We start from the raw sequence: 19,308 nt of genomic DNA, 5'->3' as shown, positions 1-19,308 counted from the left end.
TGCCCACTCAGGGTATACGTGCAAAAGACTGGCACACTGGTTTTTTGTACAGTACAATCCGATGCCATAATCTGATCCGTAGCTAAAAGCACCCGCCAGACCCGCCGGCCAGACCCGCCGGCCAGACCCATCGGCCAGACCCATCGGCCAGACCCGCAATCCCCTTCGACACCCAGATACGTTACAGACAGGACTCTACATGGACGACAAAACCACCAAGGCCGCCGCATCGGAAAAGGCCAAGGCGCTTGCCGCCGCGCTTTCGCAGATCGAAAAGCAGTTCGGCAAGGGCTCGATCATGCGCTACGGCGACAACGAGGTCTCGCACGACATCCAGGTGGTTTCCACGGGATCGCTGGGTCTGGACATCGCGCTGGGCGTCGGCGGCTTGCCGCGCGGCCGCGTGGTCGAAATCTACGGCCCTGAATCTTCGGGCAAGACCACGCTGACGCTGCAAGTCATCGCTGAAATGCAGAAAATCGGCGGCACCTGCGCATTCGTCGACGCGGAACACGCGCTGGACGTGCAGTACGCCAACAAGCTGGGCGTGAACCTGACCGATCTGCTGATCTCGCAGCCGGACACGGGCGAGCAGGCGCTGGAAATCACCGACGCGCTGGTGCGTTCGGGCTCCGTGGACCTGATCGTCATCGACTCGGTGGCCGCGCTGGTGCCCAAGGCTGAAATCGAAGGCGAAATGGGCGATTCCTTGCCCGGCCTGCAAGCCCGCCTGATGAGCCAGGCGCTGCGCAAGCTGACCGCCACGATCAAGCGCACCAACTGCATGGTCATCTTCATCAACCAGATCCGCATGAAGATCGGCGTGATGTTCGGCAACCCCGAAACCACCACCGGCGGCAATGCGTTGAAGTTCTACGCCTCCGTGCGCCTGGACATCCGCCGCATCGGTTCCATCAAGAAGGGCGACGAGGTGGTCGGCAACGAAACCCGCGTCAAGGTCGTGAAGAACAAGGTCGCTCCGCCGTTCAAGCAGGCCGAGTTCGACATCATGTACGGGGCCGGCATCTCGCGCGAAGGCGAAATCATTGATCTGGGCGTGGCCGCCAACGTGGTGGACAAGTCTGGCGCCTGGTACAGCTACAACGGCAATCGCATCGGCCAGGGCAAGGACAATGTCCGCGAATACCTGAAAGAGCACAAGGAAATAGCCATCGAGATCGAGAACCGCGTTCGCGAGAACCAGGGTATCGTCAGCCGTGCCGCCGAATTCGTGCCCACGGCGGAAGACACCGCGGAATAATCGAAACGATCCACCGGTCACTGGCCATCCACGGCCGTGACCCTGCATCGGTCCGGGTCTGACCCGGCGAACTGCGGCAGGCGCCTAGAAGGGCCTGCCGTTTTGCATAGCAAGCAGGAAGCGCATGAGCTGGAAACCGACTCCCGCGTCAGCCGACCGCCTTCGCGCCAAGTTGGATGACGAATTCGAAACGGTCGCCAAGCCGCAGGGCTTGCGGCGCACGTCGGACACGCGCAGCGAACAGAGTGCGACCGCGCCGGCCAGCCAGGCCGGCCAATGGCAACGCAGCTCGGAACAGCGCAGCGCGGGGCGTGGCCGCCGCGTGGCTGCCGGCGACGATGAATCTCCTCCCGATGACGGCAAGCAGGCCCGCAAAGGGCCTACGCTGAAAATGCGCGCGGTGGGCTATCTGTCGCGGCGCGAACATGCGCGTGAGGAGCTGGCGCGCAAGCTGGCCGCCCATGCCGAAGACGCCGCCGAGGTCGAAGCGGTGCTGGATGTGCTGGAGAAAGAGGGATGGCTGTCCACCGAGCGCTTTGCGCAAAGCCTGGTGCACCGGCGCGCGTCGCGCCAGGGCGCGGCGCGCATCGTGCAGGAATTGCGCCAGCATGGGGTCGACGACAACCAGGTCGCCGAACTGCGCGACCAGTTGCGCGCCACCGAATACGATCGCGCGCTGGAGGTCTGGAAAAAGCGCTTCGACGCCAAACCGGCCGACCGCGCGGCCTATGCCAAGCAGGCCCGCTTCCTGGGCAGCCGCGGTTTCGCGCACGACGTGATCCGCCGCATCCTGGGCGAGGACAACGAGGACTGAGATTCCTGCGTTGGCAGCAAGCACGCGCAGCGTGGGGGTCTTTTTTTGCCGCCGGGCCGCCCCAAGGCAAAAAGCGCCCCCTCGGGGGGCAGCAAGCACGCGCAGCGTGCGCAGCGTGGGGGTCTTTTTTTGCCGCCGGGCCGCCCCAAGGCAAAAAGCGCCCCCTCGGGGGGCAGCAAGCACGCGCAGCGTGCGCAGCGTGGGGGCCTTTCTCTTCTACTTGGCCGATTTGATTCCCGACAGCGTCTTGAAGCAGACGTCGCGGGTGATCGTCAGGAACTCGTCGATGTACGAGGCATCCGTGTCCTCGCTGCGCACGGTGGCATACAGCGTGCGCCACACACCCTGCGGGCCCAGCCTGCACAGGCGCAGCCACCCCTGGTTCATGTATTCCGTCAGGGCCCAGTTGGGCAGCGCCGCCACGCCGCGATTGCTGGCGACAAGCTGCGCGATGATCGGCGTCAGTTCCGCCTTGCGGATGGCGGCGGGCTCCACGTCCGCCGGGTCCAGGAACGCCGTGAAGATGTCCAGGCGCTGCTTGTCCACCGGATAGGTGATGAGCGTCTGGTCGGCCAACTGGTCAGGCATGATGAATTTGCTGCCGGCCAGCGGGTTCGACTCCGACACGGCCAGCACCAGCTCGTACTTGAATAGCGGCAGATATTCCACGGCGTCCAGCGGCTGGGGGTCCGACGTGATGACCAGATCCAGATCGCCGCGCACCAGGGCGGGCAGGGGAGCGAACGAGAAAGCCGCCGACAGGTCCAGCGCCACATCCGGCCATTGCACCCGGAAGGCGTCGAGCGCCGGCATCAGCCACTGGAAGCAGGAATGGCAATCGATCGCCAGGTGCAGCCGGCCGGTGCGGCCGGCTGCCAGACGCTGCAAATCGCGTTCCGTCGCACGGATGCGGGGCAGGACTTCGTCGGCCAGCGCCAGCACGCGCAGGCCGGCGGTGGTGAGCCGGGCCGGCCGGGTGCGGCGATTCAGCAAGGGGGTGCCCAGGCGGGTTTCGAGGTCTCGCAATTGGTGCGACAGTGCGGACTGCGTCAGGTGCAGGCGCTCGGCGGCTTCCTGCAGGCTGCCGCCTTCCCGGATGGCGGTCAGCGTTTCAAGATGGCGGATTTCTAGCATGTGACTGGATGAGCATGACGAATCTGGCGCCCCACGGGCGCCAGATTCCGGCTCCGGACCCATCAGGTCCGGAATGAGCTTATATTTTATGAGATTTCTTCATCTTATGAATGTAGACATTGATTTTGATTCATTTTGATTTGGCGTCAGAATAGCCGTCACTTGAACAAATTTTGTCTAACGACGGTGTTGCCATGACTACTATTCATAATTTGGGGTTCCCCCGTATTGGCGCTCAGCGCGAACTGAAGCGCGCGGTCGAGGCCTATTGGGCCGGCAAGCAGACCGCCGAAGCACTGGAAGAAACTGGCCGCGAATTGCGCGCCAGGCACTGGAAGCTGCAAGCCGCGGCTGGCCTGAAGTTCGTGCCCGTCGGCGACTTCGCCTGGTATGACCAGATCCTGGAATGGACCACGCTGCTGGGCGCCGTGCCCGCCCGCTTCGGCCAGAAAGACAACGAACCCGTCACGCTGGACACGCTGTTCCGAATGGGCCGTGGCCGCGCGCCGACCGGCAAGCCGGCTGCCGCCTGCGAAATGACCAAGTGGTTCGACACCAACTATCACTACATCGTGCCCGAACTGGTCCCGGGCCAGACGTTCCGCATCGCTCGCGAATCGCTGTTCGAGCAGATCCAGGAAGCGCAGGACCTGGGCCTGGCCGTCAAGCCGGTCATCCCCGGCCCGCTGACCTGGCTGTACCAGGGCAAGGGCGATGCCTTTGCCGACGGCGCCGCCGATGAGGGCAAGCTGCAACTGCTGGCCGCACTGCTGCCGGTGTACGAAGAAGTGCTGGCCCGCTTCGCCAAGCTGGGCGTGCAATGGGTGCAGATCGACGAACCCATCCTGGTGCTGGACCTGCCGCAAGCCTGGCGCGATGCGTTCAAGCGGGTGTATGCCACCTTGTCCGCAAGTCCGGTCAAGCTGCTGGTCGCGACCTACTTCGACGGCCTGAAGGACAATCTGCCCACCGCCCTGGCCCTGCCCGTGGCCGGCCTGCACGTGGATCTGGTCCGCGCGCCTGAGCAGCTGGCTGAAGTGGTGTCCGGCCTGGGCGCCGAACAGGTGCTGTCCGCCGGCGTGATCAACGGCCGCAATATCTGGCGCACCGATCTGGACGCCGCCATCGCCACGCTGGCTCCGATCAAGCAGCAGCTGGGCGATCGCCTGTGGCTGGCGCCGTCGTGCTCGCTCCTGCACGTTCCGGTGGACCTGGCCAACGAAACCGAACTGGACGCCGAGTTGAAGAGCTGGCTGTCGTTCGCCGCGCAGAAGCTGGAAGAGTTGAACCTGCTGGGCCGCGCGCTGGATAGCGCAACCGAACCGACGGTGCAGGACGGCCTGGTCAAGCAACGCGCCGCGCTCGCCGCGCGCCGCGCCTCGGCCCGCATCCACAACCCGGTGGTGGGCCAGCGCATGGCGGTCGCCGCCAGCGTGTCGCGCGACCGTGCGCCGTTCGCCGGCCGCATCGCCCGTCAGCAAGAACAACTGGGCCTGCCCGCCTACCCGACCACGACGATCGGTTCCTTCCCGCAGACCGCCGAAATCCGCGCCCTGCGCCGCGACTGGAAGTCGGGCGCACTGACGGACTCCGCGTACGAGACCGCCATCCGCAAGGAAATCGAGGAAGTCATCCGCTTCCAGGAAAAGGTGGGCCTGGACGTGCTGGTCCACGGCGAACCCGAGCGCAACGACATGGTGGAATACTTCGGCGAACTGCTGGCCGGTTTTGCCTTCACCAAGAACGGCTGGGTGCAGAGCTATGGCTCGCGCTGCGTCAAGCCGCCGGTCATCTTCGGCGACGTGGCCCGCCCCGCGCCGATGACGGTGGGTTGGTCGTCCTACGCGCAGTCGCTGACCGACAAGCCGGTCAAGGGCATGCTGACCGGTCCGGTCACCATCCTGCAATGGTCGTTCGTGCGCGACGACCAGCCGCGTGAACAGACCTGCCGCCAGTTGGCGCTGGCCCTGCGCGACGAAGTGGTGGACCTGGAAACGGCCGGCATCAGCGTCATCCAGATCGACGAACCCGCCATCCGCGAAGGTTTGCCGTTGCGCCGCGCCGACTGGCAGGCGTACCTGGACTGGGCCGTGGACTGCTTCCGCCTGTCGACCGCGGGCGTGCGCGACGAGACGCAGATCCACACGCACATGTGCTATTCGGAGTTCAACGACATCATCGAATCCATCGCCGCCATGGACGCCGATGTGATCACGATCGAAACGTCGCGCTCCAACATGGAACTGCTGAAGGCGTTCGAGGATTTCCGCTACCCCAACGACATCGGTCCGGGCGTGTATGACATTCACTCGCCGAACGTGCCCGAGGTGGACTGGATGGTGGACCTGATGAACAAGGCCGCCGCCCGCCTGCCCAAGGAACGCCTCTGGGTGAACCCCGACTGCGGCCTGAAGACGCGTGCCTGGCCCGAAACGGAAGCCGCGCTGATCGGCATGGTGCAAGCTGCCCGCGCGCTGCGCGAATCGGCCTAAGCCAGCCGTCCGGGGTGGGCTGCCGCCCCGGGGCATCGGCTGCTCAGTGAAACCCGGCTTGCGCCTTTGAAGCGCAAGCCGGGTTTTCAGTTTTCAGAGGGAGACCTGTCCCCATGGGTGGCCGGTCCGTCCCCGGGCCCCCGGGGAGACCGTCAGGTCCCGGCTGACGACGCCCGATGCGTCCCGTAGCGGGCGGCACCCAAGAAGACGGTTGATACGGGGCTGCCTGCGCTATACTTTAAAGGTTTTGTTGCCGCGCAACATGCGCAGGCCATCTTCGCCCCGCAGGCCCCCAGCATGCCCTTGCCACCACCGGATTATCCTCGCCAACCGCTGCACACGCGTTCCATACGTGTGCAGTCCTATGCGCGCGATGACGGGAACTGGGATCTGGAAGCCGAGCTTATCGACGTCAAGGCGTACGATTTCCCCAAGCGCGACGGCGAGATGTTCAAGGCCGGGCTCCCTATCCACCATATGCACCTGCGCATCACCATCGACGAGAATTTCTCGATCGTGGCGGCTCAGGCCGTCTATGACGCGGCGCCCTATGGCGGCCATTGCATGGCCATCGAGCCGGCTTACACTGATCTGATCGGAATGAACCTGCTCAAGGGGTTCCGCCGCCAGGTCAAGGAGCGGTTCGGGCATGTGGAGGGCTGTACGCACATGACCGAGCTGTCGCAGGTGCTTCCCACCGCGGCGGTCCAGACCATGGCCAACCGCCGGCGGCAGGAAATCAACCCGGACCAGCGTCCATTCCAATTGGACGGTTGCCATGCCCTGAGCACTGGCGGCCCGGTGGTGGCTGAGCACTATCCCAAGTGGTACACCGGGGGCAGCGCTGAGGCATCGGCCGATTCGTCCTCCGATTCACCTTCTTTTTCTCATACGTCCTGACAGGTAACACATGAAAATCCACGAGTATCAAGGCAAGGAACTGCTGAAGCAATTTGGCGTCCCGGTGCCGCGCGGGATCCCCGCTCTTTCCGTCGACGAGGCCGTGGCTGCCGCTGAAAAGCTGGGTGGACCGGTTTGGGTCGTCAAGGCACAAATCCACGCGGGCGGCCGCGGCAAGGGCGGCGGCGTCAAGCTGGCGCGCTCGCTGGACGACGTTCGCAAGCTGGCCTCGGAAATCCTGGGCATGCAGCTGATCACGCACCAGACCGGTCCGGAAGGCCAGAAGGTTCGCCGCCTGTACATCGAAGACGGCGCCGACATCCAGAAGGAATACTACGTTTCGCTGGTCACTGACCGCGCCACGCAGAAGGTCGCCTTCATCGCCTCCAGCGAAGGCGGCATGGATATCGAGGAAGTGGCTCACTCCACTCCCGAGAAGATCATCACCGAATACATCGACCCGCTGACCGGCCTGTCCGCCGAGCAAGCCACCAAGATCGCCAACGCGATCGGCCTGCCCGCCGACTCGACCGCCCAAGCCGTGGACGTGTTCCAGAAGCTCTACAAGTGCTACATGGACACCGACGCTTCGCTGGTCGAAATCAACCCGCTGAACCGCGACAGCAAGGGCAACATCATCGCCCTGGACGCCAAGTTCAACTTCGATCCCAACGCCTTGTTCCGTCACCCGGAACTCGTCGCCTACCGCGACCTGGACGAAGAAGATCCCGCTGAAATCGAAGCCAGCAAGTTCGACCTCGCCTACATCCAGCTCGATGGCAACATCGGCTGCCTGGTGAACGGCGCCGGTCTGGCCATGGCCACCATGGACACCATCAAGCTGTTCGGCGGCGAGCCGGCCAACTTCCTGGACGTCGGCGGCGGCGCCACGGCCGAGAAGGTCACCGAAGCGTTCAAGATCATGCTCGCCAACAAGAGCGTGAAGGCCATTCTGGTCAACATCTTCGGCGGCATCATGCGCTGCGACGTCATCGCCGAAGGCGTGATCGCCGCGTGCAAGGCCGTCAACCTGAGCGTCCCGCTGGTCGTCCGCATGAAGGGCACCAACGAAGAACTCGGCAAGAAGATGCTGGCCGACTCGGGTCTGCCGATCATCAGCGCCGACACGATGGCCGAAGCGGCCACCCGCGTCGTAGCCGCCGTCAAGTAAATATGCCTCCTCGCCGCGCCCCTTCGGGGCTTGCTGCCCTCCAAGGGGGCGCTTTCCACGTTGGGGCGGCCCGGCGGTAAAAGAAATTGCCAAGGATTCACAAATGTCGATTCTGATCAACAAGGACACCAAAGTCATCACCCAGGGCATCACGGGTAAGACGGGCCAGTTCCACACCCGTATGTGCCGTGAGTATGCCAATGGTAAAGCCGCCTTCGTGGCTGGCGTGAACCCCAAGAAGGCGGGTGAAGACTTCGAAGGCGTGCCGATTTTCGCTTCGGTGAAGGACGCCAAGGCCGACACCGGCGCCACCGTGTCCGTCATCTACGTGCCGCCCGCGGGCGCCGCAGCCGCCATCTGGGAAGCTGTCGAAGCCGAACTGGATCTGGTGATCTGCATTACCGAAGGCATCCCGGTCCGCGACATGCTGGAAGTCAAGAACCGCATGAAGGCCAAGGGCAGCAAGACGCTGCTGCTGGGTCCGAACTGCCCGGGTCTGATTACCCCCGACGAAATCAAGATCGGCATCATGCCGGGTCACATCCACCGCAAGGGCCGCATCGGCATCGTCAGCCGTTCGGGCACCCTGACGTACGAAGCCGTGGCGCAAGTCACCGAGCTGGGCCTGGGTCAATCCAGCGCCGTCGGCATCGGTGGCGATCCCATCAACGGCCTGAAGCACGTCGACGTGCTCAAGCTGTTCAATGACGATCCCGACACCGACGCCGTCATCATGATCGGCGAAATCGGCGGTCCGGATGAAGTCAACGCAGCCGAATGGGCCAAGGACAACATGAAGAAGCCGGTCGTCGGCTTCATCGCTGGTGTCACGGCTCCCGCCGGCAAGCGCATGGGCCACGCTGGCGCCCTGATCTCCGGTGGCGCCGACACGGCCGACGCCAAGCTGGAAGTCATGGAAGCTTGCGGCATCCGCACGACGCGCAACCCCTCCGAAATGGGCAAGCTGCTCAAGTCGGTGCTGTAAGTTTCAGCATTGCGCAAAAAAAAGCCCGCTTCGGCGGGCTTTTTTTCGTCTGATTTTGGCGTATTCCTAGGGTAATCCCGCGTCCATGATGCGGCCGGCCAAATCATACGGAAAGCTGAACGAAACTATAATGAAAGAAATTTCGCGCGTACCCAGCAAGAATGCCGTCGGGCTCGCACCAAGACGGTCAGTACGTTTTTGTCTTTATTCGTCCATTAATTTGGTTTGTCCTAGGGGGATCACACCTAGGAAAGAGAGGTATGGAACTCAGTTCAGCGGCATTCTGGATAGCGTTGCTCCAGATCATTTGGGTCAATATTCTGCTATCGGGCGACAACGCCGTGGTTATTGCGCTGGCGGCGCGTTCACTGCCTCCCGCGCAACAGAAGAAAGCGATCGTGATCGGCTCCGCTGCCGCGATCATCATGCGTATCGTGCTGACACTCGTTGCGGCCAAGTTGCTGCTGCTGCCGTGGCTCAAGCTGATCGGCGCGCTGCTCCTAGTCTACATTGGCGTGACGCTGCTGTTGCCGGAAGGCGAGGAAGACGGTTCAGGCAAGACGCAAGGCAATCTGTTGACCGCGATTCGCACTATCATGATTGCCGATCTGGTCATGAGCCTGGACAACGTGGTGGCCGTAGCCGCCGCCGCGATGGGCGATACGACCTTGCTGGTGTTGGGTTTGGCGATCAGCATTCCCTTGGTCATCTTTGGCAGTACCTTGCTTCTGAAAGTCATCGAACGCTTCCCGGTCATTGTCTGGGTGGGGGCGGCGCTGTTGGGCTTCATTGCCGGTGAATTGCTGGTGGGCGATCCCGTCCTGCAGGAACCGGTAGCGCGGATAGACGCTGCCCTGGGCGTAACCCAGCACAGCTTCGCGCTGATGACTGGCGTGCTGGGCGCGGTGCTTGTGCTGGCGATTGGTAAAGTTTTACTGATGCGCCAGAAAGCTGACTGAAAGCTGAACTACAATAATAAGTTGTCCTGAATTACCTCGCCGCGCGGTGCGCGGCGGGTCGGCCGGCTCGGGACCGGCCATTCTTTTCATAAATGCCTTCGGGGGTTCAAAGTGCTTGAGTTTTTCCAGACGCTGAGTTGGGCAGCGGTATTCCAGATCATCCTCATCGACATCCTGCTCGGCGGCGATAACGCCGTCGTGATCGCGCTGGCTTGTCGCAACCTGGCGCCCAAGCAGCGGATGCAAGGCATCCTGTGGGGCACCGCCGGCGCCATCATCCTGCGCGTCGTGCTGATCGCCTTCGCCCTGACGCTCCTGTCGATCCCCTTCCTGAAGGTTGTGGGCGGCCTGCTGCTCGTCTGGATCGGCGTCAAGCTGCTGGTTCCCGAGGACGATGCGCATGGCAACGTGAAGGGTGGAACATCCATCGCCGCCGCCATCAAGACCATCATCATCGCTGACTTCGTGATGAGCCTGGACAACGTCATCGCCATCGCCGGCGCGGCCCAGAACGCCCACGCCGACCATCAGATCGGCCTGGTCGCCTTCGGCCTGATCGTCAGTGTGCCGATCATCATCTGGGGCAGCACGCTGGTGCTCAAGCTCATCGACCGCTATCCGCTGGTTGTTACGTTTGGCGCGGCTTTGCTGGGCTGGATCGCGGGCGGCATGCTGATTACCGACGTGATTGTCGAACGTCAATTCGGCGTTCAGCCCACTGCGGTTAAAATCGGTGCAGAAATCATTGGCGCCTTGCTCGTTGTTGTCCTTGGACGGTGGCTGGCAAGCCGCAAAACCGCTTCCAAGGAATCAGCACATGAGTCTGCGTAGATCCGTCGATCCCCAGCAATCCGAATCGGGCCTGAGCCTGCTCCAGGGCCTGTTCGTGCTGGCCATCCTCGGGATAGTCGCGACGGTCATCGTCTCCAATTTTGTTTGATGACGTCTCGTGTCTCTTCCGCAACGCCTGGTCATCGCGACCCGCGCCAGCCGGCTTGCCCTGTGGCAAGCCGAGCATGTGCGCGACCGGCTGCGCACGCTGTACCCGGCGTGCGCGGTTGAGCTTCTTACCCTGACGACCCGAGGCGACCAGATCCTCGACCGCACGCTGTCCAAGGTGGGCGGGAAAGGACTGTTCGTCAAGGAACTCGAAAACGCGCTGCTCGATGGGCGTGCCGATCTCGCCGTTCACTCCCTGAAGGACGTGCCGGTGGATCTGCAGGCGCCATTCGAGCTTTGCGCCGTTCTTGATCGCGCGGATCCGCGCGATGCCTTCGTGTCCAACCGCTATGCGACGCTGGCAGACCTGCCCGCGGGCGCGGTCGTCGGCACGTCCAGCCTGCGTCGCGAATCCCAGATCCGCGCGCGCTATCCCGAACTCGTGGTGAAACCCCTGCGCGGCAACCTGGACACGCGTTTGGGCAAGCTGGACAAGGGCGACTACGACGCCATCGTGCTGGCCGCAGCCGGCCTCGAGCGCCTGGGGCTGGAAACCCGCATCAGCAGTCTGCTGGATCCCGCCGACAGCCTTCCGGCCGCGGGGCAGGGCGCCCTGGGCATCGAGATCCGCGATGATCGCGATGACATGCGCGCCTGGCTGGCGCCGCTGGTCAGCGCGGACACCACGTCCTGTGTCCTGGCCGAGCGCGCCGTTTCGCGCAAGCTGGGCGGGTCCTGCCAGGTTCCGCTTGCGGCATTCGCCCAGATCCAGGGCGGCACCCTGTCGCTGCGGGCGCTGGTGGCATCCCCCGACGGCGCACGCATGGTCCACACGACTCGCAGCGGTCCTGCAAGCGAGGCCGAAGCCATAGGCGAGGCCGCCGCGAACGAACTGCTGGAGGCTGGCGCCGAGGCCATTCTTCGCGAATTGCTGCAAGACTCCGGGCCAGACTGATGACCCAGGCGTCCGCAGCCACCGAAAGGCCGCGCGTCGCCGTCCTGACGCGGCCCGCAGGGCGCAACGAGATACTGGCCGGCCGCTTGTCGGGCGCCGGCTGGTCGTCCTGCATCCTGCCCGCCCTTGAGATCCATCCCCTGCCGATTGCCGCCGCGGACCTGCCGCGGCCGTCCGGCTACGACATGGTCGTGTTCGTCAGCGGCAACGCCGCCAGGCAGTACCTGGACCAGCTGGCCCGGGTGGACGGCCCGGCCGCGTGGCCGGCGGGCGTGATCGCGGCCACCGTGGGGCCGGCCAGCGCGCAGGCGCTGTACGAGTTGGGCTGCTTTGGCGCGAATACAACAGTCCTGCATCCAGGCGAGTCCGCCGTCAGCCATGATTCCGAGGCGCTCTGGCGCGTGCTCCAGGACTTGCCGCAACTGCCCGCCCGCGTATTGCTCGTGCGCGGCACGCAGGGCAGGGACTGGCTGGGCGACAAGCTCGAGGCCCATGGCGTGGCCGTGACGCGCCACGCCGCCTACCTGCGGCGACCGGCCCATTGGAGTCCCGCGCAGCTCGCCGAGTTGCGGCGCTGGGCGGATGCCGGCGTCAGCGCCACCTGGCTGATCACCAGTGGCGAAGGGGCGGATGCCGCTCGTGCCCGGCTGGAGGCGGCGGGGCTTGCGGACTGGTGGGAGCGTTGCGGTTTCGTGCTGACCCATCCTTCCCTTGCGCGGCGCGTGCCGCAGACCGGCGATGGCGCCGCCTGCCCAGCAATGGTAAAAATCTGCTTGCCCAACGACGAGTCGATATTCCAGGCTTTTGTTGCTGCCTGATTCGTTGCTTCGGACAGACACCGAATACAATCGCGTCATGACAGACAAGACTCCCGCTACCGATCCGGTCGTTCATTCGGCCGCCCCGGACACAAACGCGTCCGCATCGGCCCCGGCCGATTCCGTCAAGGCCCGTCCGGCCAAGCGCGGCAATGGCCCATTGGTCACCGCGCTGATAATCGTCATCCTGCTCGCCGTGGGCTTGGGCTACGCCCTCTGGAATCAGCGCACGCAGTTCGTGTCCGCCGGGCGCGAAGTCGCCACGCGCATCGAAACGCTCAGCGCCGACGTCGCGCAGGCCCGCAAGGACACGCGCGAGGCCCTGGCCCTGGCGCAGGCCCAGGCCGGCCGCGTGGGTGAACTCGAAGACACCGTGCGTGAAACGCAAAGTCAGTACAACGCGCTGCAATTGGCCTGGCAGAACTTCAATGACAGCGCCAGCGACGAATTGCTGGCCAACGACATCGAACGTCTGCTGACGATCGCCAACCAGCAACTGCGCCTGGCCGGCAACGTTTCCAACGCCATCGTCGCCCTCGAGACCGCCCAATCGCGATTGGCGCGCGCCGACCGGCCGCGTTTCTCCAGCTTGCAGCAGTCGATCAACGGCGACCTCGACCGCCTTCGCGCCGTGTCCACGGTCGATATCCCCGCCCAGTCGGCTCGCATCGAACGCCTGGTCTCGCTGATCGGCAGGGCGCCCCTGCTGGTGCCGGACTCCGCCGCCCCGGGCATTGCGCCTGTCGGCGAGCCGCAGCCGGTCGCTCCGGCGCCCACGGTCGATCCCCAGGCCGGCTTGCCTGCCGACGCGCCCTGGTGGCAGCGCTGGCGCGCGGAAGTGGCCTCCTGGCCTGGCCGCGCCGGTTCCGCGCTGGCGCATGAGCTGGGTGGACTGATCACCATCCAGCGCGTGGATGAACCCGCCGCGCTGCTGCTGTCGCCCGAACAGGCCGACCAGGTGCGCGGCACGCTGCGCCAGCGCCTGCTGACGGCGCAACTGGCGATGCTGATGCGCCAGCCCTCGGTCTGGAAAAGCGAACTCGACAACGTCGGCGTCACGCTCTCCAAGTACTTCGACAACCGCTCCCCCGATACCGTCGCCGCCCAGACGCTGGCGCGCGAACTGGCCCAGACCGACATCGCCGTGCGCATGCCGGAAGTGGCCGACAGCCTCAACGCCGTGGCGGCGCTGCGGGCCGCGGGCTTCAAGACCAGCGGGCAGGACTAAGGCATATGCGTACCTGGTTCTGGACACTGCTGCTCGCCGTCGTCGCCGTCGCCCTGGCGGTGGTGCTGCGCTCGCATTCCGGCAACGTGCTGTTGCTGGTGTGGCCGTGGCGCATCGGGATGTCGCTGACGCTTGCCGTCTTGCTGATCGTGGCGGCCTTCATCATTTTGTACGTGGGCTTGCGCCTGCTGGCCTGGCTGCTGGCCATTCCCGACCGCGTGCGGGCATGGCGCGGCAAGCGTGCCCAGGCGCGCGACCACGAACTGCTCGAACGTGGCTGGATCGGCCTGCTGGAAGGTCGCTACACGCACGCCGAAAAGGATCTGACCAAACTGCTTGAGCAGACCAAGGTGCAGACGCGCCGTGTTCTGGCCGCCCTGTCGGCCGGGCGCGCCGCGCATGGCCTGGGTGAATTCGACCGGCGCGATCGTCTTCTCGGCACCGCGCAGGAACAGGCGGGCGTCGATCCCGGCCTGGTGGAAGCCACGGCCACGGTCTCGGCCGACATGCTGCTGGACCAGGGCCGTGCCGAACGGGCGCTGGCGGTGCTGGCGCCGCTGGCTGACGGCGGCGCGCGTCATCTGCACACGATGCGCCTGCTGCTGCGTGCGCACACTGCACTGAATCACCAGGATCAGGTCTTCACGCTGGCGCGCGGCCTCGTGCGCCGTAATGCGCTGGCACGCGCCGAAGCGGATCTCCTGATCGACGTCTCGGGATCGGCGCGCTTGCGCGCCGCCGCCAACAGCGATGCCTGGCGAGCCATCTGGAAAGACCTGAAGGCCGAGGAACGCCTGCTGCCCGAGATCGCCCTCGCGGGTGCGGCAGCCTTCGAGGCCGCCGGCGAAGCCAATGAAGCCGCGCGTGTGCTGGAAGCCGCCATTGCCGTCAAATTCAATCCGGCCCTGGTGGCCGCCTATGCGCGTTGCGAAGCTGAACAGGTCTCCCGCCGCCTTGCAAAGGCCGAGACCTGGCTGCAGCAGCGCCCCGCCGATCCCGATCTGCTGACCGCCCTGGGCATGCTTTGCCTGAACGGCCAGCTTTGGGGGCAGGCCGAGCGCTACCTGCTGCGCAGCCTCAGCCGCCGCAGCGACGCGCAGACGCATGCCTTGCTGGGCAGCCTGTACGACCGCCTCGATCGTCCCGCCGATGCCGTGCGCCACTGGCGCCTGGCCACGGCGGCCAGCATGGCGCTGCCGGTGCTGGCCGCGGATGCGGCCCTGCCTCCCGCGGACACGGGCTCCGATCCGTACCGCGTGGACGCCGAGGGCGGCTATGCCGTGGGTTTGTCGGACACGGACAGCGACGCCGATATCGGTGGCGACTATCCGTCATTGCCGCCGGCCGTCGCGGCCTCGGCCGCCGACTATGTGCTGGACCCGGATGCCCGCGTCAGCAGTGAACAGCGCGACCGCGCGCTGGCGCCCGAGGACGCGCCGCTTGCGGGCGGCACGTCCGACATCGACGAGTACTTCGACAGCGCCCCGATACCGGCGGCGGCTTTCGACGAACCCGTGCCCACGTACGCGCCTGCGCAGCCTGCGGCACCCAAGCCGGCGCCGCCCGCGGCGCCCGTGCCGACCACCAAGCCGCCGTTCAAGGACGACGGCTCGATTTGAATATTTCTTCAGACAATCAACAAGGTTGAATCATGAGTCTTGATCGCGTCTCCCCTGGCAAGAAGCTGCCGGAAGATTTCAACGTCATCATCGAAATCCCCATGAACGCCGACCCGGTGAAGTACGAGGTCGACAAGGACACGGGCGCGATTTTCGTTGACCGCTTCATGCTGACGGCCATGCACTACCCGTGCAACTATGGCTACATCCCCCAAACCCTGTCCGAAGACGGCGATCCCGCCGACGTGCTGGTGCTGACGCCGTTCCCGATCCAGATCGGCGCCGTCGTGCGCTGCCGCGCCATCGGCGTGCTGGAAATGGACGACGAATCGGGCGGCGACGCCAAGCTGCTGGCCGTGCCGATCGAAAAGCTGTACCCCCCGTACCGCAACATCAAGTCCTACGAAGATCTGCCGGCGGAAGATGTGTCGCGCATCCAGCATTTCTTCGAGCACTACAAGGACCTGGAAAAGGGCAAATGGGTCAAGGTCAAGGGCTGGAAGGGCGTCGATGCCGCGCACGAGGAAATCGTGCGTAGCGCAGAACGCTACAACCAGGCCTGATCAGGCTTTGGGCCGCGCCGGTGTTGCACCGGCCGGCGCCTTGATGCGGCGCGGCCGCGACGGCATGATGCCGATCGCCGCCGCGCCGTTGCTTTGCGGCGCCTGCAAGTTCTGCGAGACCTCCGCCGCCGCCACCTGGATGCGCGCCTGAAGCACGTCCAGGCGTTCGGCCGAGGTATGGGCTTCGGCGGCGATGAAAACCAGGCTGCCGACCACCTTCTGCTCGGGACTGAAGATCGCCGCGCCGATTCCCATCAAGCCGCGGTCGACCTCGCCGTGGGAGACGCAGACGCCGGCGGCCCGCAAGCGCTTCAGATTCGCGCGGAATTCATCCCAGTCTTCGCCCAGCCCGGCTTCGCGGATCTCTGCCGCGTGCCAGAGCATCAGATTGCGCAGCTGATAGGGTGGCAGGTTGGCCAGGATGGGCTTGGCGGTGGCGCCGCGGAACATCGGAAACGGGCGGCCGCGCGCGTAGCTGGATTCGATGGAATGGTCCGTCCAGTAGCGGTCCACGCACATGACCTTGTCGCCGTAGTAGCTGCACAGCATCAGGTTGGCGTGCAGCTCGTCTCCCGTCGCGCGCATGACATCGCGCGCGGCGCGCATCAGCGGGTCATGTTTGCGCAGGTGGCGGTCCAGTTCGATGATGCGCGAGCCCAGCACATAAGCGCCGCCCGCGGTGGGCGCCAGCAGTCCGCTTTCGGTCAGCGATTTGAGATAGCGGTAGGCCGTGGCGCGCGAGCACTCCAGATGCGCCATGACGTCTTCCTGGAACGCGGCGGTGGTGTCGTCGCGAAAGAGGTCGAGAATGGACAGCATGCGATCGGGAGTGCTCATTGCTTCTGGACGTGCCTAGTGAATGTGGAAGCCGCCGTTGACGTCGACCACGATGCCGGTTGAGTAGGAGGACAGGTCCGATGCCAGGAAAAGAATGGCCTGAGCGACTTCGGCGGGCGAGCCGAAACGCTGCAGCGGAATGCCCTGTTTGAGTTCTTGTTCCCAATTTTCGCCGAATTTGCCGAGCGTCATATCTGTTTCGATAATGCCCGGCGCCACGCAGTTGGCGCGTACGCCCCGCGGGCCCAGCTCACGCGCCAGGGCCTTGGTGAAACTGATGACGCCGCCCTTGGAGGCCGCGTAGTGCGAGCCTCCGAGCAGCCCGCCGCCGCGCAAGGCGGCGGTGGAACCCAGGTTCACGATCGCCGGTTGCCGCGTGCTTTCCAACAGGGCGGGCAGCGCCGCGTGCGTGACGTTGTAGGTGCCGGTCAGATTCACCTCGATCATGCGGCGGAACTCGTCTTCGGGGAGGTCCCAGATGCGCGTGGCGGCGACAATGCCGGCGTTGTTGACCAGTATGTCGATGCCTCCCAGCGCCTCTTTTGCGCGCATCAGGGCGGTTTCGCACGACGCCGCGCGGGAGACGTCGCAATGCAGGTCCACGCGGCCCTGGATGAGCGGGGCCGCCGCGCCATCGGGATAGGCGTGGTCCAGCACCGCGACGCTGGCGCCGTGCGCCAGGAACAGGTCGACGACGGCGGCGCCAATGCCGCGGGGGTTGGCGCCCCCCGTGACAATGGCGCGTTTGCCGGCCAGCAGCTGGAGCGCGCCGCCCGTCACGATTTCACCAACGAGCAGCCGCCGTCCTTCAGCGGGCGGAAGGCCTGCTCGGCGGGGATCTTGCGCACCAGGTTGTAGTAGTCCCAGTCGCGCTTGGACTCCGACGGCTTCTTGACCTGGAACAGATAGAGGTCGCGCATGATGCGGCCATCCTCGCGAATCCGGCCGTTCTCGGTCATGAAATCATTGATGGGCGTGTCGTGCATCTTCTTCAGCACAGCCTCAGACCCGTCCGTGCCCGCGGCCTTGACCGCGTTCAGGTAGTGCATGGCCGCGCTGTAGTTGCTGGCCTGCACCATGGAGGGCATGCGGCCGGTGCGCTTGAAGTAGCGCTCGGACCACTGCCGGGCTTTGTCGTCCTGATCCCAATAGAAGGGTTCGACCAGGTTCAGCCCTTGCGCGTATTCGAGTCCCACGCTGCGCACGTCCACGATGCTCATGAAGAGCGCCGCAACGCGCTGCTTGCTGCCCATGATGCCGAATTCGAAGGCCTGCTTGATGCTGTTGATGGTGTCGCCGCTGCCGTTGGCCAAACCTATCACCTGCGCCTTGGAAGCCTGCGCCTGCAAGAGAAACGATGAGAAGTCCGAGCTCGCGATAGGGTGGCGCACGCTGCCGATCACCTGTCCGCCCCTGGCCTTCACCACCGCCATCGCGTCGCGTTCCAGCGAATGGCCGAATGCGTAGTCGGATGTGATGAAGTACCAGCTCTTGCCGCCGTCATCCATGACGCCGCTGGCCACGCCGGTGGCGTAGGCGTAGGTGTCGTAGGTCCAGTGCATGCCGTTGGGCGAGCAGGCCTTGCCGGTCAGGTCGGCCGAACCCGCGCTGGTGAAAATGACGATGCGCTTCATCTGCCGGGTCAGATCCTGCACCGCCAGCGCGATGGCCGAGTTGGGCACGTCCAGGATCAGGTCCACCTTGTCGTTCTCGTACCAGCGGCGCGCCACCGACACGCCGATGTCGACCTTGTTCTGGTGGTCCGCCGAAATGACTTCGATGGGCTTGCCCAGCACCGTGCCGCCAAAATCCTCGACGGCCATCTTTACGGCTTCCACGCCGAACTTGCCGGACAGGTCCGCCATCATGCCGGACTGGTCGCCCAGCACGCCGATCTTCACTACGTCATCCGATACCTGCGCCTGGGCGGACAGGGACAGGGCGCCCAGCGCGCAGGCGGCAAGGCTGTTCTTGATACGGGTCTTCATGGGTTTGTCTCCTCGGGGGCTTGGTTCCTTGCGCGCCGCCCTGTGCCGGGCAGTCGTGCGGGGTCTTGCGGCGGACGGCGCCTATTCCAGCGTCTGGCCGGCGTAGGCGTCGATGAACAGATTGGGTTTCAGGAAAAAGCTGAGCACCAGCGCGCCATTGGGCGCGCGCGCCACGTGCCGGTTGCCCCGCGGGCGCCACACGTAGTCGCCCGCGCACACCTCGCCTTCGGCGTCCACGATGGAACCCTCCAGCACAAAGGTCTGTTCGACTTCGACGTGTTCGTGCAGCGGGAGCTCGGTACCGGGCTGCCAGCGGAAGAGGGCGGTGAGCAGGCCGGACTCCTTGTCCTGCATCAGCACCTTCATGTCTATGCCTTCGACCTGCGTCGGCTTCCAGGGGAGGTCGGCAACTTTGAGAAAGCGCGACGCCAGCGGCGGCAGCGCATTGGCGGCGGGGCAGCCGGGGGTTTCGAGGGCCATGATTGTCTCCTAGCCATTACTCGTTATGGAAGATAAAGCAAAAATCTTGTTATTGAGTGTTTAAAAATAGTCGCGTATATTGAGATTGATGTCAACTTTGTTTTGCGTGCTGAAAGCAAGGAGGACACAGGCCGGACCCAGAGATCCGGCGCATATAAGACAAGG

At 64.7% G+C, this 19,308-nt stretch carries 19 protein-coding genes; 14 read left to right on the top strand and 5 right to left on the bottom strand.

All coding sequences use genetic code 11. The features are described 5' to 3' along the window. The first annotated feature begins 199 nt into the window (after positions 1–199). Both recA and recX read left to right on the top strand, forming a co-directional pair. Positions 200–1,261 (top strand): recombinase RecA, encoded by a 1,062-nt coding sequence (gene recA / locus HLG70_RS13745; RefSeq protein WP_171663288.1) that lies wholly within the window; start codon positions 200–202, stop codon positions 1,259–1,261. 124 nt (positions 1,262–1,385) lie between these two features. After that, complete coding sequence (recX, locus tag HLG70_RS13740; protein ID WP_171663287.1) at positions 1,386–2,075, top strand: recombination regulator RecX; 690 nt, start codon at positions 1,386–1,388, stop codon at positions 2,073–2,075. A gap of 216 nt (positions 2,076–2,291) precedes the next feature. Here recX and HLG70_RS13735 read toward each other — a convergent pair whose 3' ends face one another. After that, a complete protein-coding gene (locus HLG70_RS13735) occupies positions 2,292–3,209 on the bottom strand; it encodes a LysR family transcriptional regulator (RefSeq protein ID WP_171663286.1) in 918 nt (305 codons plus the stop codon). Positions 3,210–3,403: 194 nt separating this feature from the next. On the opposite strand from HLG70_RS13735, the gene metE reads away from it, so the two are divergent. From metE to ppa, 12 genes are all read left to right on the top strand, one after another. Then, a complete protein-coding gene (gene metE, locus HLG70_RS13730) occupies positions 3,404–5,701 on the top strand; it encodes a 5-methyltetrahydropteroyltriglutamate--homocysteine S-methyltransferase (protein ID WP_171663285.1) in 2,298 nt (765 codons plus the stop codon). 297 nt (positions 5,702–5,998) lie between these two features. Beyond that, a complete protein-coding gene (locus HLG70_RS13725; RefSeq protein ID WP_171663284.1) occupies positions 5,999–6,601 on the top strand; it encodes a DUF2889 domain-containing protein in 603 nt (200 codons plus the stop codon). Between the two features lie 10 nt (positions 6,602–6,611). After that, the gene (gene sucC / locus HLG70_RS13720; RefSeq protein WP_171663283.1) at positions 6,612–7,772 is read left to right on the top strand and encodes an ADP-forming succinate--CoA ligase subunit beta; all 1,161 of its coding nucleotides are present in this window, start codon (positions 6,612–6,614) and stop codon (positions 7,770–7,772) included. A 103-nt stretch (positions 7,773–7,875) separates the two neighbouring features. Next, the gene (gene sucD / locus HLG70_RS13715; protein ID WP_006225012.1) at positions 7,876–8,757 is read left to right on the top strand and encodes a succinate--CoA ligase subunit alpha; all 882 of its coding nucleotides are present in this window, start codon (positions 7,876–7,878) and stop codon (positions 8,755–8,757) included. Positions 8,758–9,017: 260 nt separating this feature from the next. After that, positions 9,018–9,716 (top strand): TerC family protein, encoded by a 699-nt coding sequence (locus HLG70_RS13710; protein WP_171663282.1) that lies wholly within the window; start codon positions 9,018–9,020, stop codon positions 9,714–9,716. 111 nt (positions 9,717–9,827) lie between these two features. Continuing rightward, positions 9,828–10,547, top strand: a complete 720-nt coding sequence (locus HLG70_RS13705; protein ID WP_171663281.1) for a TerC family protein — start codon at positions 9,828–9,830, stop codon at positions 10,545–10,547. Continuing rightward, a complete protein-coding gene (locus HLG70_RS29645) occupies positions 10,534–10,656 on the top strand; it encodes a hypothetical protein (RefSeq protein ID WP_255366978.1) in 123 nt (40 codons plus the stop codon). Before HLG70_RS13705 ends, HLG70_RS29645 begins: the two co-directional genes overlap by 14 nt. A 9-nt stretch (positions 10,657–10,665) precedes the next feature. After that, complete coding sequence (gene hemC, locus HLG70_RS13700) at positions 10,666–11,610, top strand: hydroxymethylbilane synthase (protein ID WP_171663280.1); 945 nt, start codon at positions 10,666–10,668, stop codon at positions 11,608–11,610. Further along, positions 11,610–12,428 carry a uroporphyrinogen-III synthase gene (locus tag HLG70_RS13695; RefSeq protein ID WP_171663279.1) on the top strand — a complete coding sequence of 273 codons (819 nt, stop codon included), beginning with the start codon at positions 11,610–11,612 and terminating at the stop codon, positions 12,426–12,428. Before hemC ends, HLG70_RS13695 begins: the two co-directional genes overlap by 1 nt. Before the next feature lie 37 nt (positions 12,429–12,465). Further along, the gene (locus HLG70_RS13690; protein WP_171663278.1) at positions 12,466–13,656 is read left to right on the top strand and encodes a uroporphyrinogen-III C-methyltransferase; all 1,191 of its coding nucleotides are present in this window, start codon (positions 12,466–12,468) and stop codon (positions 13,654–13,656) included. A 5-nt stretch (positions 13,657–13,661) separates the two neighbouring features. Continuing rightward, a complete protein-coding gene (locus HLG70_RS13685) occupies positions 13,662–15,275 on the top strand; it encodes a heme biosynthesis HemY N-terminal domain-containing protein (RefSeq protein ID WP_171663277.1) in 1,614 nt (537 codons plus the stop codon). A 32-nt stretch (positions 15,276–15,307) separates the two neighbouring features. After that, positions 15,308–15,838 (top strand): inorganic diphosphatase, encoded by a 531-nt coding sequence (ppa, locus tag HLG70_RS13680; protein ID WP_171663276.1) that lies wholly within the window; start codon positions 15,308–15,310, stop codon positions 15,836–15,838. On the opposite strand, the gene HLG70_RS13675 is transcribed toward ppa, so the two are convergent. The 4 genes from HLG70_RS13675 to HLG70_RS13660 all read right to left on the bottom strand — a co-directional run bounded on the left by HLG70_RS13675 (position 15,839) and on the right by HLG70_RS13660 (position 19,143). Beyond that, positions 15,839–16,675 (bottom strand): IclR family transcriptional regulator, encoded by an 837-nt coding sequence (locus HLG70_RS13675; protein WP_171663275.1) that lies wholly within the window; start codon positions 16,673–16,675, stop codon positions 15,839–15,841. 15 nt (positions 16,676–16,690) lie between these two features. After that, on the bottom strand, positions 16,691–17,455 hold the full coding sequence (locus HLG70_RS13670) for an SDR family NAD(P)-dependent oxidoreductase (protein WP_171663274.1): 765 nt from the start codon (positions 17,453–17,455) through the stop codon (positions 16,691–16,693). Continuing rightward, complete coding sequence (locus HLG70_RS13665; RefSeq protein WP_171663273.1) at positions 17,452–18,663, bottom strand: ABC transporter substrate-binding protein; 1,212 nt, start codon at positions 18,661–18,663, stop codon at positions 17,452–17,454. The genes HLG70_RS13670 and HLG70_RS13665 overlap by 4 nt, the downstream gene beginning before the upstream one ends. 81 nt (positions 18,664–18,744) lie before the next feature. Next, the gene (locus tag HLG70_RS13660) at positions 18,745–19,143 is read right to left on the bottom strand and encodes a cupin domain-containing protein (RefSeq protein ID WP_171663272.1); all 399 of its coding nucleotides are present in this window, start codon (positions 19,141–19,143) and stop codon (positions 18,745–18,747) included. Positions 19,144–19,308 lie beyond the last annotated feature (165 nt).

Origin of the sequence: Achromobacter deleyi (assembly GCF_013116765.2) — a bacterium.
Lineage (GTDB): Bacteria > Pseudomonadota > Gammaproteobacteria > Burkholderiales > Burkholderiaceae_B > Achromobacter > Achromobacter deleyi_A.
This window is presented reverse-complemented; position numbering and strand designations above follow the sequence as displayed.